Origin of the sequence: Marimonas lutisalis (genome assembly GCF_005434965.1) — a bacterium.
Lineage (GTDB): Bacteria > Pseudomonadota > Alphaproteobacteria > Rhodobacterales > Rhodobacteraceae > Marimonas_A > Marimonas_A lutisalis.
Genome location: NZ_SKCI01000003.1, coordinates 173,871 through 189,009, shown reverse-complemented (window position 1 = coordinate 189,009; position 15,139 = coordinate 173,871). Strand labels below are relative to the sequence as shown.

Annotated in this window: 13 protein-coding genes; 7 read left to right on the top strand and 6 right to left on the bottom strand. The window is 61.1% G+C overall.

Annotation, left to right across the window (positions count from 1 at the left end; genetic code table 11):
* Window positions 1-94: 94 nt before the first annotated feature.
* Genes E0501_RS14060 through E0501_RS14050 form a run of 3 tightly spaced genes read right to left on the bottom strand, consistent with a single transcriptional unit; the run spans window position 95 to window position 2,724 of the window.
* Window positions 95-646 carry a glutaredoxin family protein gene (locus tag E0501_RS14060; protein WP_137702014.1) on the bottom strand — a complete coding sequence of 184 codons (552 nt, stop codon included), beginning with the start codon at window positions 644-646 and terminating at the stop codon, window positions 95-97.
* The gene (locus E0501_RS14055; protein WP_137702013.1) at window positions 643-1,392 is read right to left on the bottom strand and encodes a DsbA family protein; all 750 of its coding nucleotides are present in this window, start codon (window positions 1,390-1,392) and stop codon (window positions 643-645) included. The genes E0501_RS14060 and E0501_RS14055 overlap by 4 nt, the downstream gene beginning before the upstream one ends.
* Before the next feature lie 6 nt (window positions 1,393-1,398).
* Window positions 1,399-2,724, bottom strand: a complete 1,326-nt coding sequence (locus E0501_RS14050; RefSeq protein ID WP_137702012.1) for a M48 family metalloprotease — start codon at window positions 2,722-2,724, stop codon at window positions 1,399-1,401.
* Between the two features lie 54 nt (window positions 2,725-2,778).
* Here E0501_RS14050 and E0501_RS14045 point away from each other — a divergent pair, with 54 nt between their 5' ends.
* The 6 genes from E0501_RS14045 (at window position 2,779) to E0501_RS14020 (ending at window position 11,342) form a co-directional block, all read left to right on the top strand.
* Window positions 2,779-3,924 (top strand): pyridoxal phosphate-dependent aminotransferase, encoded by a 1,146-nt coding sequence (locus E0501_RS14045; protein ID WP_137702011.1) that lies wholly within the window; start codon window positions 2,779-2,781, stop codon window positions 3,922-3,924.
* A 60-nt stretch (window positions 3,925-3,984) separates the two neighbouring features.
* A complete protein-coding gene (locus tag E0501_RS14040) occupies window positions 3,985-5,196 on the top strand; it encodes an N-acetylmuramoyl-L-alanine amidase (protein ID WP_137702010.1) in 1,212 nt (403 codons plus the stop codon).
* Window positions 5,197-5,299: 103 nt separating this feature from the next.
* Window positions 5,300-7,816, top strand: a complete 2,517-nt coding sequence (locus E0501_RS14035; RefSeq protein ID WP_137702009.1) for a penicillin-binding protein 1A — start codon at window positions 5,300-5,302, stop codon at window positions 7,814-7,816.
* A gap of 66 nt (window positions 7,817-7,882) precedes the next feature.
* Window positions 7,883-9,010, top strand: coding sequence for a peptide chain release factor 2 (gene prfB / locus E0501_RS14030; RefSeq protein WP_137702008.1), 1,128 nt, complete (start codon window positions 7,883-7,885; stop codon window positions 9,008-9,010).
* A gap of 73 nt (window positions 9,011-9,083) precedes the next feature.
* Window positions 9,084-10,505, top strand: a complete 1,422-nt coding sequence (locus E0501_RS14025) for an amidase (RefSeq protein WP_137702007.1) — start codon at window positions 9,084-9,086, stop codon at window positions 10,503-10,505.
* Window positions 10,506-10,562: 57 nt separating this feature from the next.
* The gene (locus tag E0501_RS14020) at window positions 10,563-11,342 is read left to right on the top strand and encodes a DUF2189 domain-containing protein (protein WP_137702006.1); all 780 of its coding nucleotides are present in this window, start codon (window positions 10,563-10,565) and stop codon (window positions 11,340-11,342) included.
* Window positions 11,343-11,345: 3 nt separating this feature from the next.
* Here E0501_RS14020 and E0501_RS14015 read toward each other — a convergent pair whose 3' ends face one another.
* Window positions 11,346-12,164: a helix-turn-helix domain-containing protein gene (locus E0501_RS14015; protein ID WP_137702005.1), complete on the bottom strand. Its 819-nt coding sequence runs from the start codon at window positions 12,162-12,164 to the stop codon at window positions 11,346-11,348.
* 180 nt (window positions 12,165-12,344) lie between these two features.
* Between E0501_RS14015 and E0501_RS14010 the strand changes: the two genes are divergently transcribed.
* Window positions 12,345-12,770 (top strand): hypothetical protein, encoded by a 426-nt coding sequence (locus E0501_RS14010; RefSeq protein ID WP_235857862.1) that lies wholly within the window; start codon window positions 12,345-12,347, stop codon window positions 12,768-12,770.
* An 18-nt stretch (window positions 12,771-12,788) separates the two neighbouring features.
* Here the strand turns inward: E0501_RS14010 and ilvN are convergent, their stop codons facing one another.
* Window positions 12,789-13,349 carry an acetolactate synthase small subunit gene (ilvN, locus tag E0501_RS14005; RefSeq protein ID WP_137702004.1) on the bottom strand — a complete coding sequence of 187 codons (561 nt, stop codon included), beginning with the start codon at window positions 13,347-13,349 and terminating at the stop codon, window positions 12,789-12,791.
* Between the two features lie 29 nt (window positions 13,350-13,378).
* Complete coding sequence (locus E0501_RS14000) at window positions 13,379-15,133, bottom strand: acetolactate synthase 3 large subunit (RefSeq protein WP_137702003.1); 1,755 nt, start codon at window positions 15,131-15,133, stop codon at window positions 13,379-13,381.
* Window positions 15,134-15,139: the final 6 nt, after the last annotated feature.

Genomic DNA, 15,139 nt, shown 5'->3' with positions numbered 1-15,139 from the left:
TACGCATGTCAGCCGGATGTCAGCCGGGGATCACCCCCGGGGTATTCCGGCATGCGGCGCTGTTAACCTTGCGGGACGGTGGGTCACTGGCGCGTCACTGACCTGTGCCATTTTCCAGGTAGCGGGTCAGGATGGGCGCGGGCATGTGCCCGCGCAGCATCATTTTCGGCATCACGTAGAACGGTACCTGGTCGACCTGAAGCGCCTCGGCCAGATCGGCGTTTTTGTCGATATTCAAAAGGGTTACGCGCAAATCATGATGTCCGGCAAGCATGCGCAACTCGGTCTCGGCGCGGCGGCAGTCCGGGCAATCGGCCTTGACCAACAACGCCAGTTTCGCGCGCGCTTCCTGCGGGCCGAAGCCCGGTGCCGACGGATCGAACAGCCGGTCTGCGAAGCGCTCGATAAGTGCATGATCTTTATCGATTTCTTCGGCGTATACGTCCCACGGCTCCGGCATGGGCCGGCTGCCGCGCGCCGGCGCGGCGATTTCCGGTGAGGCCTGAAGAACCGCTCGGATTTCCGCCCTTAGAATGGCGCGCTCCGCATCGCTCAAGGCGCGGAAATCAGTCTGCGTCCGCGCGGTTGCAGGGCTTGAAAGAAGTCCCGCAACTATCAGGTAAAAAAGGGATTTCATCGGCCTCACTGGGCGCGGATGTCGTCCACCAGCGCCAGCATGTTGGCCAGCGGTACATAGCCCCGCAGCATCTGGTCGCCCAGCACGAAAGTGGGCGTCCCATTGATCCGCAACCGCTGCGCCAGCGCGTGGTTGGCCTCGATCACCGCCGTGACCTCGTCACTGTCCATCTTCGCCAGGATCGCCCCCGCATCCAGCCCCATCGACTCCGCCAACCGCCGCAGCACCGCCTCTTCCGGGCTCGCCTTCAGTTTGATCAGCGCCTCGCTGACGGCTTTGTAGGCATCGTCGCCGGCCACTTGCAGCGTGGCGATAGCGAAGCGCGAAGAGGTCAGGGAATCTTCGCCAAGTATCGGGAATTCCTTGACAATCATGCGGATGTTTCCGTCGGTCTCCAGCAGTTGCTGCACCTCGTCATGTGCCTTGCGGCAATAGCCGCAGCGGTAATCGACGAACTCGACCATGATCACGTCGCCATCCAGGTTTCCACCCACCCACGAGGCCGGATCATCAAAGAGCGCCTCGGCGTTGACCTTGACCAGGTCCTTGTCGTTCTGCGCCTGCTGTTCGGCTTCGCGCTGCTCCAGAACGGCGACCGCCTCCATGATGACCTGCGGATTTTCAAGCAGATAGTTGCGGATTTCCGCGCGGAATGCCTCGCGCTCAGCGTCGCTCATGCTGGTGAGGTCGAACGCCGCGGCGGGGCCGGTAACGGCAAGCCCGGCAACAAGCGCAAGGGGAAGGTGGCGTTTCATCAATCTCTATCTCCGTTTCTTTTCCGCAGCTTCGGCCGCAGAAAGCACATCCTGTGCGCGTTGCCAACCTGCCGAGCCGCGCGGCAAAAGGTCCGTCGCACGCTTGGCGTTGATACCTGCATCCTTCATCCGGCCTTGCAGCGCATAGCGTTCCGCTGTGACCATGGCGGCCAGGCCGGTACGCCCCGTTTTCGCATAAGCTTGGGCCAAGTCCCGCATCACTCTTGTGTTATTGCGGTCGCGCGCCAGCGACCGTTCCAGCGCTGTCATCGCGCCGCCCATATCGCCCGTCAGCATCAGCGCCCGCCCGTAACCACCCTGTATCAGCGCGTCACGCGGGGCCAGGTTGACTGCGTTGCGATAGGCTTTGACGGCCGCGCCATAGCGTCGGCTTTCCAGCAGGATCTGGCCGAATAGCTCATGATAAAAAGGATCGCGCGGGCGGGCGGCGAGGAGTTGCTGCATCGTTGCCACGGCCTTCGGGGCGTTGGAGTCCCGGTGGTAAGCCACGGCAACGCGCATCAGGCGAATGTCCTCGGCGGCGCTGTCGCCCGCGCGGCTGCGGGTCCATTTCGGGGCCCGCAGAAAAGCTGTGAGCTTGCCCTTGGCGCGCGAGAACCAGTACTCGGTCGTGGGATCGGGTTTGGTCTTGCCTGCATAGGCCTCGGCCAGCGCCTTGGTGTGGCGCAAACGGTCACGCGACATCGGGTGCGACCTGGCATAGGGATCCTGGCGCGCGGCGGACACAAGCTCTTGTCCCGCGAAAAGCTCCATAAGAGTCACGAGGCCACCAGGGTCGGCACCGGCGCGCGCCATGTATCGCACGGCCGATTGATCGGCCGAGGATTCCTCGGCGCGGGTATGGCCCATGAAAACACGGTTTGCGGAACTCGAGATGCCAAGTCCGAGGACGGTCGAGGCCTGGTTGTTGCCGCTCGCTGCGGCTGCTGCGGCCAATGCCAGGCCGAGTCCTGCAATGTTTTTCGCCGTGCGCGCGTTCACCGTCCTTCGCGCGATGTGTCCGTTTGCAATATGCGCCGCTTCATGCGCGATGACAGCCTGCAATTCGGCGGCCGATTGCAGGCGCATGATCATTCCCGAGTGGATGAAGATATGCTGATTGTCGATCACGAAGGCGTTCAGGTTGCGGTCCTGCACGACCAGGATGCGGACCCGCGACGGCGCGAGCCCCGCGGCAGAAAGGACCGGCCGGGCGAGTTGATTGAGCGCGTGTTCGATATCCGGATCGCGCAACAACGTAACCGCAGCTGCGGGCAGGGACGTAACCAGATACACGCCAGCTGCCAGGACAAGACCGAGAATTCGCTGCATTGACGCTGCCCCCCGTTCCCTGTGAAAACCACTTGGCACAGTAAGGAAGATTCCATGCGAAACTCAAGACGCGGGCAGGTCGATCCCTTTATCGTGATGGACGTGATGGAAGCGGCCAGACGGGCCGAGGAGGCCGGACGGCATATCATTCACATGGAGGTAGGCCAGCCCGGCACACCTGCCCCTGCCGGGGCGCGCGATGCATTGGTGCACGCAATGCGGGAACAGCCGTTGGGCTATTCCGTGGCCCTCGGCCTGCCGGCTTTGCGCGCGCGGATCGCGCAGCTTTATGGCACGTGGTACGATGTCGATCTCGACCCGGGGCGGGTGATCGTCACCGCCGGTTCGTCCGGAGCTTTCATACTGGCATTTACCGCGCTTTTCGATGTGGGCGATCGTGTCGGAATAGGCGAGCCGGGCTATCCGTCCTACCGGCAGATCTTAAGGTCGCTCGATATCGAACCGGTTGGGATCGCGGCCAGCGCCGAGAACCGCCTGCAGCCGGTGCCGGACGATCTCGACGACCTGGATTTGCAGGGCCTAATGGTTGCTTCGCCGGCCAACCCGTCGGGCACCATGTTGTCCCGAGACGCGATGCAGGCCCTGATCGCGACATGCCAGGAGCGCGATATTTCCTTTATCAGCGACGAGATCTACCACGGGATCGAATACGAGGCGAAAGCCGTGACCGCGCTGGAACTGACAGACGACGCTTATGTGATCAATTCGTTTTCGAAGTACTTTTCGATGACGGGTTGGCGCGTCGGATGGATGGTGGTGCCCGAGCCGCATGTGCGGATCATCGAACGTTTGGCGCAGAACATGTTCATCTGCCCGTCGCACGCAGGGCAGGTGGCCGCACTGGCCGCTATGGATTGTGACGCCGAGCTGCAGGAAAACCTCGCGGTTTACCGCCTGAATCGCGCGCTCATGCTTCAGGGCCTGCCTGCGGCGGGATTCGACCGGATTGCACCGCCGGATGGTGCGTTCTATGTCTATGCGGACGTGTCGCACCTGACCGATGACAGTCGGGCCTTTGCGGCGGAAATCCTTGAAAAGGCCGGTGTGGCGGTCACGCCGGGGCTGGATTTCGATCCGCATCGCGGGGGCGGAACGCTGCGGTTTTCCTATGCACGCTCGACCGAGGATATTCGCGAAGGGCTGGAACGTCTGAAAACCTTCATGCAGTCGCGCCGATGATTTCCAATCTTCTTTTCGTCGGCTAGACTGCGCCCAAGAATCCCGGGAAGTTCAGGGGCGATGAGCAGGCTATTTGCATTTCTGGCCGGGCTGGCACTGTCGGTCGCTGCAATGTGCGTTGCAGCGCAGGACTACAGTGGTCTGGCGCGCGTTCTGCCCGATGACAGCACGCTGAGCGATCACCGGGGCGGAATAAAGATCGACCTGTCGCTGAGCCAGGGTGTTCCATATCGCCTGTTCACGCTGGAGGCGCCGGACCGGCTGGTACTGGATTTCAAGGAGGTCGACTGGACGGGGCTGAACGCGCTTGCCTTTGACCGGGCCGACGGTGCGAGTGCGGTGCGGTTTGGCGGGTTCAGGCCGGGCTGGTCGCGGATGGTGGTCGATCTTGCCGCACCGATGATCGTGGACGTGACCGACATGAGCGTGAACGAGACGACCGGGCAGGCGCGTCTGCAGGTGCTGCTGTCGCCAGCCACCCGGGCGCAGTTCGCGGCACTGTCGGTCGTGCCTGCGGATCCCGATTGGGGGGTGCCGCCCGATCCCGAACCGGCAAAACCGTCGCAGGATCGCATCGTGGTTGTGATCGACCCGGGCCATGGCGGCATCGATCCCGGGGCCGAGCGGGGGGGCGAGGTGGAGAAGGACCTGATGCTCAGTTTCGCGCTTGAAATCCGCGAGGCGCTGTTGCGCGTTGACGGAATGGACGTGGTGCTGACGCGGGATGAGGATGTGTTCGTGTCGCTGGAACGACGGGTTGCGATTGCCCATCAGGCCGGCGCGCATGTGTTCATATCTCTGCATGCCGACGCCCTTGCCGAGGGTCATGCGCGCGGGGCCACAGTGCATACGCTCTCGGAGAAGGCGAGCGATGCAGCCAGTGCGCTTCTGGCCGAGCGGCACAACCGGGCCGACATGCTGGCCGGGGTGGATCTGACAGGTTCGGACGACGTGATCGCCGACGTGCTTATGGATCTGGCGCGCACGGAAACCCGGCCAAGAACCCGACAACTTGCCAAGGCGCTGATCGACGCGTTGCGGCAGGCGGGTGCGCCTCTGAACCGGCGTGCGCACAGATCTGCCGCGTTTTCCGTTCTCAAAGCGCCCGATATCCCGTCGGTTCTCCTCGAAATCGGCTTCCTTTCCAGCGATCGCGACCGCAAGAACATCGCAAACCCCGGCTGGCGCCGCCAAATGGCCGAGGCGCTGCGCGACGGACTTCAGGCTTGGATCATTTCGGATGCCGCGCTGCGCGAACTGGTGCGACAATGAGCATAGGGATTCCGGCAAGAACCAGCGCATGTTTTGCCCGATTGTGTTTTGACCCTGAACAGGTCGCTGCCTATATAAGCGGGGCGAGCATCAGGGGGCCCATGTGCTGAGATTTTTCCTGTCTGCCCTTGGGGGGCTGTTCAGCCTTGTCACTTTGGGGCTGATGATGATGGCGCTGTCGGTGGGCGCCGTCTTCTGGATCTATGGGCGCGACCTGCCCAGCCATGAAAGCCTGGCGCAATACACGCCGCCGACGATCAGCCGCATCTACTCGGGGCAGGGCCGCATCATCGACGAGTTCTCGCATGAGCGGCGCCTGTTCGTGCCTGCGGAGGATATCCCCGATCTGGTCAAGCAGGCGTTCATCAGCGCGGAAGACAAGAATTTCTATACCCACAAGGGTTACGACATGCGCGGTATTGCGAGCGCCGCGTTAGACGCCGTGCGCTCAGGCGGGCGCAACGTCCGTGGTGCGTCGACGATTACCCAGCAGGTGATGAAGAACTTCCTGCTGTCCGGTGATCGCAGGGCCGAGCGGAAGATCAAGGAAATCATCCTTGCAACGCGGCTGGAAGAGACGCTTAGCAAGGATGAAATCCTCGAGCTCTATCTGAACGAGATATTCCTGGGCCAGAATTCATATGGCGTGGCGGCCGCGGCGCAGACCTATTTCAACAAGTCGCTGGACGAATTGGCGCCACACGAAGCAGCATTCCTGGCGTCGTTGCCCAAGGCCCCCAGCGATTATCACCCGGTGCGCCAGAAGGATCGTTTGATTGCGCGGCGGAATTTCGTGCTCGAAGAGATGCAGGAGAACGGTTACCTGACGCAGGCTGTCTTCGAGCAGGAGGTGGCACAGCCGCTGCGTTCGGTTCAGAACGGCGATTTCGAGAGCTACAAAGTGGCCTTGCCGCCGCGGGACTATTTCACCGATGAAATCCGCCGCCAGCTGTCGCAGGATTTCGGCGAAGACGAATTCTTTTCGGGTGGGATGACAGTGCGTGCGACCGTCGATCCGGAAATGCAGACCATCGCGGCCCACGCGCTTCAGTTGCAGCTGGAGCAGTATGACAGGGGCATTGGCCGTTGGCGCGGTACCGGAGAACGGATTCCCGAAGACCAACTGGAGAACTGGCAGGAAGCGCTGGCCAACGTCAACGTGCCGCGCGACATCACACTGGAATCGCCGTGGTTCCCGGCCGTCGTTCTGGGTGTTGAGGATCAGCAATTGCGCCTTGGCATCGAAGGCTGGAAGGTGGGAGACCCCGAGCCTGTGGTGCCGCGCAAGGACATTTCCTGGATCCGCGGCAATTTCCAGGATAATTTCAAACCGGGCGATGTCGTGCTTGTGCGCCGCATGACGTCTGGCAGCAATGGCGAGGGCGATTTCGTCCGCTGGACCTTGCGCCAGGTGCCGCAGGTGCAGGGCGGGTTCATGGCGATGGACGTGAATACCGGCCGGGTAATCGCGATGCAGGGCGGGTTTTCCTATCAGCATTCGGTTTTCAACCGGGCGACACAGGCGCGGCGGCAGCCGGGTTCGTCCTTCAAGCCTTTCGTCTATGCCTCGGCGCTTGATAGCGGGTACACGCCCGCCACCATCGTGGTTGACGCACCCATTGAAATCAACACACCGCAAGGCGTCTGGCGGCCTAAGAATGCGTCGAATCAATTCTACGGGCCAACCCCGCTGCGTACCGGCATCGAGCGTTCCCGGAACCTGATGACAATTCGTCTGGCGCAAGAGGTGGGGATGGACGTGGTCGCCGACTATGCCGAACGTTTCGGTGTCTACGACCGCATGGGGCAGTTTCTGGCGAACGCGCTCGGCTCGGAAGAGACGACGCTGTTCAAGATGGTCGCGGCATATGCGATGTTCGCGAATGGCGGCCAGCGCGTGGAACCCACGCTGGTTGACCGGGTCCAGGACCGGTATGGCAACACCGTCTATCGGCATGACACGCGCGAGTGCACGGAATGCGCCAACCCGGCGATCCCACGTGACCAAAGCCCTGAGATCATGTCGAATCGCCAGCGTGTCATGAATGCTGTCACGGCTTATCAGCTGACCTCGATGATGCGCGGTGTGGTCGAGCGCGGGACGGCGTCAGGTGCGGTGAAGCTGCCGGTGCCGGTTGCCGGCAAGACAGGCACGACCAATGATGCCAAGGATGTCTGGTTCATCGGGTTCACCTCGAACATCGTGGCAGGCTGTTACATCGGCTATGATAACCCGCGCAGCCTGGGGCGGGGAGCTTCGGGCGGCGGTATGTGCGGCCCCGTGTTCCAGCGCTTCATGAGCGAGGCGATCAAGAAATACGGCGGCGGCGCGTTCCGCGTGCCCGATGAATGCACCTTCATCAACATCGACCGCTTTACCGGGGCGCGCCTCGGCAGTGACGCATCAGGTGATCACGTTGTCGCCGAATGTTTCCGCCAAGGCGAAGAGCCGCTCTTTGGTGTGACCTTCGACGGCGGTTTCGCCATGGGGGAAAACCTGCCGCTGTTCGACGAAGTGCAGAGGGCCGGCGCCAAGCAGGTGACGACGTCGACGGGCAAGAAAGCTGTCGTGGGGCCCAAGGCCAGCTTCGGAACATTGAGTTCCGGAGGCCTTTACTGAGTGCGCTTGCCGCGGCGGGCAGGCTCGTCTATCACCCGTCTCTGAGCAAGCCTACGGAAAGACAATATGCGCGCCGAAACGCAAAACACTGTTGAAGAGATCAAGAAGTCGCTGAACCTTTTGCGGCAACGCATGGATTGGGACACGGCGCAGCACCGGCTTGAGGAATTCAATGCGCGCGTCGAAGATCCGAACCTCTGGGATGATACCGAAAAGGCGCAGAAACTCATGCGCGAGCGTCAGAGCCTTGTTGACGCGATGGAGACCTATGCGTCGATTGAGCGTGATCTGAATGACAATGTCGAACTGATTGAGTTGGGCGAGATGGAAGACGATGCCGAGGTGGTCAAGGACGCCGAGGCCGCACTGGAGGCTCTTGCCCGCAAAGCCGCCGAGAAAGAGCTGGAAGCGCTGCTGAACGGTGAGGCGGATGCCAATGACGCCTTTCTTGAAATCCACGCTGGCGCCGGCGGCACCGAAAGTTGTGACTGGGCTTCGATGCTGGCGCGGATGTATGTGCGCTGGGCCGAGAAGAAGGGCTATAAGGTTGAACTGCAGTCCGAAACGCCGGGCGATGAGGCGGGAATCAAATCGGCGACCTACAAGATTTCGGGCCACAATGCCTATGGCTGGCTGAAATCCGAAAGCGGTGTGCACCGCCTGGTCCGGATCTCGCCCTATGACAGCGCGGCCAAGCGGCATACGTCTTTTTCATCGGTCTGGGTGTACCCGGTCGTCGACGACAATATCGAGATTGAAGTTAACCCGGCCGATATCCGCATCGACACCTACCGCAGCTCTGGTGCGGGCGGACAGCACGTGAACACGACCGACTCGGCCGTGCGGATCACGCACAACCCGACGGGTATCGTGGTGACCAGCTCCGAGAAATCGCAGCACCAGAACCGGGATATCGCCATGAAGGCGCTCAAATCGCGCCTCTACCAGTTGGAACTGGACCGTCGGAACCAGGCCATCAACGAGGCGCACGAGGCCAAAGGCGAGGCGGGGTGGGGCAACCAGATCCGATCCTACGTTTTGCAGCCCTACCAGATGGTCAAGGACCTGCGCACAAATTTCGAGACCTCGGATACCAAGGGCGTGCTGGATGGCGATCTGGATGGCCTGATGGCGGCGACGCTGGCGCAGGACGTCAGCGGCAAGAGCAGGGCCGAGGCCCAGGGCGAGGCCTGAGAAACGCATTTTCGGCGTTGCAATAAGCCGCGCAGGTTCTAACCTGCCTCCTGCATAAACGGGGAGGCATGCGGTGAGCGATTTTCTTGATCAGGATGCTGTAGCGATCTCGGCATCAATAGAGGCCGGGGAAATCACCTGCGAAGAGTTCATGGCGGCCACGCTGGAGCGCATTTTGCAGGTGAATGGCGACGTGAACGCGATCGTATCTCTGCGTGATCCTGACGAGATCATGGAAGAAGCGCGCGCAGCGGACCGGTCTGAACGGCGCGGATGGATGCATGGTCTTCCGCTTGCGGTAAAGGACCTGGCGAACGCGAAAGGGCTGCCTACGACGATGGGATCGCCCATCTTCGAGGGGCAGATCGCCGAAAAGGACGATATCATGATCGCCCGGATGCGGGCAGCCGGTGCAATCATTATCGGCAAGACAAACACGCCGGAATTCGGCCTTGGCTCTCACACGTTCAACCCGGTCTTCGGCGCGACGCACAACCCCTATGATCTTTCCCGATCGGCGGGCGGTTCCTCGGGCGGGGCGGCGGCGGCACTGGCTTGCCGGATGCTGCCGGTGGCCGATGGATCGGACATGATGGGGAGCCTGCGCAATCCTGCGGCCTGGAACAACGTATACGGCTTCCGCCCCAGCTGGGGGCGGGTGCCGACCGAGCCGGTTGGCGATACGTTCCTGCACCAGTTGGCCACCAAGGGGCCGATGGGTCGCAGCCCGCGGGACATCGCGGCACTTCTGGATGTGCAATCAGGGCCAGACCGGCGCCAGCCGCATGGATGCCCGGCAGAGCCCACGCTGCCGTCGATCGAGGCCGACGTAAAGGGCCGCCGGATCGGTTGGTTGCGTGACTGGGGTGGGGCCTATCCTTTCGAGTCGGGCATTCTTGAGCTGTGTGAAACGGCCATTGGCAAGTTTGACGACCTGGGATGCAGGGTGGAAGAGGTTGCACCGCCGTTCGAGTCAGAGGAGATCTGGAAAAGCTGGACAACGCTGCGATCCTGGGCAGTCGCGGGCGGAAGTGCCGCGCTTTACGAAAACGCGGAAACCCGCGCCAAGCTGAAACCCGAGGCGATCTGGGAGATCGAGCGGGGGATGGGATTCTCGGCCCTCGAAGTGCACCGGGCGAGTGTTGTGCGATCGAACTGGTTCAAGCGTGCGGCTAAACTGTTCGAGGAGTATGACGCGCTTCTGTTACCTTCGGCGCAGGTCTGGCCATTCCCGGTTGAGTGGCGGCATCCGGAAGAAATTTCCGGGACGAAAATGGACACGTATCACCGCTGGATGGAGGTTGTCATCCCGATCGGGCTTCTGGGGCTGCCCTGCCTGAATATCCCGGCTGGGTTCTCGTCCGGCGGGTTGCCGATGGGGCTGCAGATGTTCGGGGCACGCGGTTCGGACGCGGCACTTTTGCAATTGGGTCATGCGTGGCACGCGGCAACGCAGCACACAGCGAGCCTGCCGGGGGTAATTGCAGCTTCTTGATTTGCGTCGAAAAAAACGGTCTGCTGACCATGACGCGCGGAAAATCGGGGAGGAGCCATGACTGACACGGCGGAAATGGGCGTGCCAGAGCTGCGCGATGTCGAAATTTCGATGCTGTTCACGGCGCTGAAGCGCGGTTGGTCGGACATGAAACGGGCGCCGGGCTTCGGCTTCGTTTTCGCCAGCGCCTATGTGATCGTCGGCATCGTGCTGGCCGCCATTACCTGGGTCACAGGCCAATCCTATTGGCTGATTTTCGCGGCTGTGGGTTTTCCCCTGGTCGGGCCGTTTGCTGCCGTCGGTCTTTACGAGGTATCGAGGCGGATCGCGCAGGGCAGGGCGCTGGACATCTACAAGATCTTCGGTGTCGTCGCCCAGCAGGGCCGCCGTCAACTGCCGTCGATCTGTGCGATCATCATCATGATTTTCCTGTTCTGGTTCTTCATCGCGCACATGATCTTCGCCCTGTTCCTGGGCCTCTCGACAATGACAAATGTGTCAAGCTCTTACGAGGTGTACCTGACGTCGAACGGGCTGATGATGCTGGGGGTTGGTTCGGCGATCGGGGCAGCTTTCGCGCTGATCCTCTACATGGTCACTGTGATTTCGATGCCGCTTCTGCTTGATCGCGAGGTGGATTTCGTGACGGCCATGATCACAAGTTTTCAGACGGTCACGACGAACCCTTTGCCTATGCTGCTATGGGCCGCCTTCATCGCCGTCGTCACCTTCGTTGCGATGCTGCCCGCCTTTCTGGGGCTGTACTTCGTTCTGCCCTTGCTGGGGCATGCGAGCTGGCACCTCTACGACCAAATCGTCGTGCGCGATGCGGTTTGAGGCTCAGCGGAACGGCATATCCAGTTGCAGCAGGCGGGCATGGAAGGGTGAGAGCTGATCGCGGCTGACGAATCCTGCTTGCCGGGCGGTCTCGAAGATCGCCTTGGTGTTTCCCTGAATGTGCTCATACACCATGCGCGCGGCACGGCGCCCGCTCAGGCTTTCGCGTACGGTGCGGGTAGCATAGCCTTCCCAGAAGTTGTTTTCATACGAGGTAACGCGCGACAGGAAATTAAAGCTGCAGGTCAAAGCGCCGTGCCGCGCAATCAATGCGGCCACCCCCTGTTCCTGGTGCATCAGCACTCCGCGAAACTCCCGGCTGCTGGCGGTGGTCGGCAGACCCTGCTGTCGCATTGCCTCTTTAGGTTCATATCCACGGATGAAAGCATAGCCGTCCTGACGGAAAACGCGCACCAGGCCGACGACAAACCGTTGATCATCTGTGAAACTGGGCCGGCTGAAGCGATAGAACCCATCGGGAAATTCCTTTTCGCTCAGCTCGACGGATCCGTTGCCAAGGAATGCCGAAACGACAGGGTGGTTCAGTAGCCCCCGGTTTCCATCGCGAATGTCATTCACAGGTTCAAGCAGGATGCGTGCGTCGACACCGAAGAAAACACAGATCCGGTGCAGTACGTCGGGCCGCGGAAAGCTTTCGCCGCCGAGGTAGCGATTGAACTGGGTTCTGTTGATGCCCAGCTCGCGGCACAATCCGGCGATCGATGCATAGCTGCTGGCCAGCAGACGCAAGTTGGCGCCGAAAATGCCGCGCAGTTCGGCGGGGTCGTTCTCGGCACTGGTATCGGGCTGGCTTTGTGACACGCCTTCTTGCTCCGGTTGTTATCTGCACGAGATGCAGAGACGGGCACCGCGTGATTCCATCATAGGTATAGTAGGACGCTTAGCGCCCCTGACGCAATAATGCGTCAAAGCTGACGTCAAAAAGCGTCAGGTGACGCTGTAACTGTCACAAATCAGAGCAGGCGAGTCACTGAATTGGATATGTCCAAAACCGTTCAGTTTTTTCACATTGAACAGGGAACACATCACCACTCACCGAGGACCTGGATGTACGGCGTAGTTTTGTGGAGCGACAGCGAGGAAAAAAAAGCCGTGATCTGGTGCGAAGACCATGGCGATCTGGCGTTCTACAACGCGGGGGAAAATAGCGCTTTCGATGGGCCGTCTCTGGATGCCGGGGATCTCGTGCATTTTCAGCTCAGTGAGGGCCGTGAGATGCGCTTTGCCCGAAATCCGCGCCTGGTTGCGGAGCAGCAATACCCGCTGCTGGCGCAGCAACTGAAGGCAAACGGATTCGCGGATACCACCGATGTCGCCCCCGACGCTCGCCAGTACACGGCGTCTGAAGCAGACAGCAATGTCGTACCGTTTCAGGCGCGCGGCGCCGGCATGAGCCTTGTCAGCTGAGCGCGGACCGCGACCGCTCTACTGACCCCGCGACAGTGCGGCAACGCCGGTCCGGGCAACCTCGGATAGACCCAAGGGGCGCATGAGGTCGGCGAATGCGTCGATCTTTTCCGGTGTGCCGGTGATTTCGAAGACGAAGCTTTCAAGCGTGCTGTCGACGACGTTGGCGCGAAAGATATCCGCCAGCCTCAGCGCTTCGACACGTTTGTCGCCGGTTCCGGTCACTTTCAGCAGGGCCAACTCGCGTTCGACGGCGGCGCCTTCGACGGTCAGGTCATGTACTTCATGTACGGGCACGATTCGGCCGAGTTGTGCCTTGATCTGTTCAATTACCTGCGGCGTGCCGGTTGTCACGATGGTGATCCGCGACCGATGACCTTCGTGGTCGATTTCGGCCACGGTCAGGCTGTCGATGTTGTAGCCCCGACCGGAAAACAGACCGATCACGCGGGCAAGCACGCCGGCCTCGTTGTCGACCACGACGGCCAAGGTGTGCGCTTCCATGACATCGCTGAAGGTTGGGCGCAGATTGTAGGCCGAATGCTTGGTCGAGCCCTTCTTGATCTTGAGTGCGGACATTTTCGTCACTCCTTTCCTACTTTACGATGTCAGACCATCACCGCGCCGGATGCGCCGATTGCGTCCTTGGTGCTTGCCTCACCCAACAGCATCTTGTTGTGCGGTTCGCCCGAGGGGATCATCGGGAAACAGTTTTCATGCTTCTCAACCAGGCAGTCGAGGATCACCGGGCCGTCATAGGCGATCATTTCCTTGATGGCTTCGTCCAGATCGGCCGGATCGTCCACCTTGATGCCCCTGCAGCCGAAGGCTTCGGCGAGCTTGACGAAGTCGGGCAGGGCCTCGGACCATGAGTGCGAGTAGCGTTCGCCATGCAGCAGTTCCTGCCACTGGCGCACCATGCCGAGACGTTCGTTGTTAAGGATGAATTGCTTGACCGGCAGGCGGAATTGCACCGCGGTGCCCATTTCCTGCATGTTCATCAGCCACGAGGCTTCGCCCGCGACATTGATGACGAGGCTGTCGGGATGCGCCATCTGAACACCGACCGAGGCAGGCAGGCCATAGCCCATCGTGCCCAGGCCGCCAGACGTCATCCAGCGGTTGGGATCGTCGAAGGTCAGGAATTGCGCGGCCCACATCTGGTGTTGTCCGACCTCGGTGCAGATATAGCGGTCATGATCGCGGGTCAGTTCTTCCAAGCGCTGGATGGCGTATTGCGGTTTGATCGATTTACCCGCCTGCTTGTAGGCAAGGCAGTCGACCTTCTTCCAGTCCTCGATCTTCGCCCACCAGCTTTGCAGGCTCTCCTTGTCCGTCTTGCGTCCGCGCGCCTTCCAGACTTTCAGTATGTCTTCCAGTACATGGGCGACATCACCGATGATCGGGATATCGACGTGGATGACCTTGTTGATCGACGACGGGTCGATATCGATATGCGCCTTCTTCGAGTTCGGTGAGAAAGCCGAGACAAGCCCGGTGATCCGGTCATCGAACCGAGCCCCGATATTGATCATCAGGTCGCAGTCGTGCATCGCCATGTTAGCCTCGTAGAGGCCATGCATTCCGAGCATCCCCAGCCAGTTCTTGCCCGTGCCCGGGTATGCCCCGAGGCCCATCAGAGTCGAAGTGATGGGGAAATTCGTGCTTTCGACCAGTTCGCGCAGAAGCTGGCTTGCCGCGGGGCCGGAGTTGATCACGCCGCCGCCGGTATAGAAGATGGGCTTCTTTGCCTTTTCCATCGCCTCGACTAGAGCGGTGATCGCCTCCATGTCGCCCTTAACTGGGGGCTGATAGTGGCTTGTTTTTGCCTTTTGCGGCGGTGTGTAGGTGGCCGAGGCGAATTGTACATCCTTCGGGATGTCGATCAGGACCGGGCCGGGGCGGCCGGTGGTGGCAACATGAAATGCCTCGTGGATCGTGCCCGAGAGCGACGCTGTATCCTTGACCAGCCAGTTGTGCTTGGTGCAGGCGCGGGTGATGCCAACGGTATCGGCTTCCTGGAAGGCGTCGTTGCCGATCATGAACGTGGGCACCTGGCCGGACAGGACAACGATCGGGATCGAGTCCATCAGCGCGTCGGTAATGCCCGTCACCGCGTTCGTGGCGCCGGGGCCGGAGGTGACGAGGACGACGCCGGGTTTGTTTGTGGCGCGGGCGTAGCCTTCGGCGGCGTGGACGGCGCCCTGTTCATGACGGACGAGAATGTGACGGATGTCGTTCTGCTGAAAAATCTCGTCATAGATGGGGAGCACGGCCCCCCCGGGATAGCCGAACACGACCTCCACGCCCTGATCCTTGAGGGCCTGGACGATCATTTTGGCTCCGGTCATCTGACGTGTCATCACACT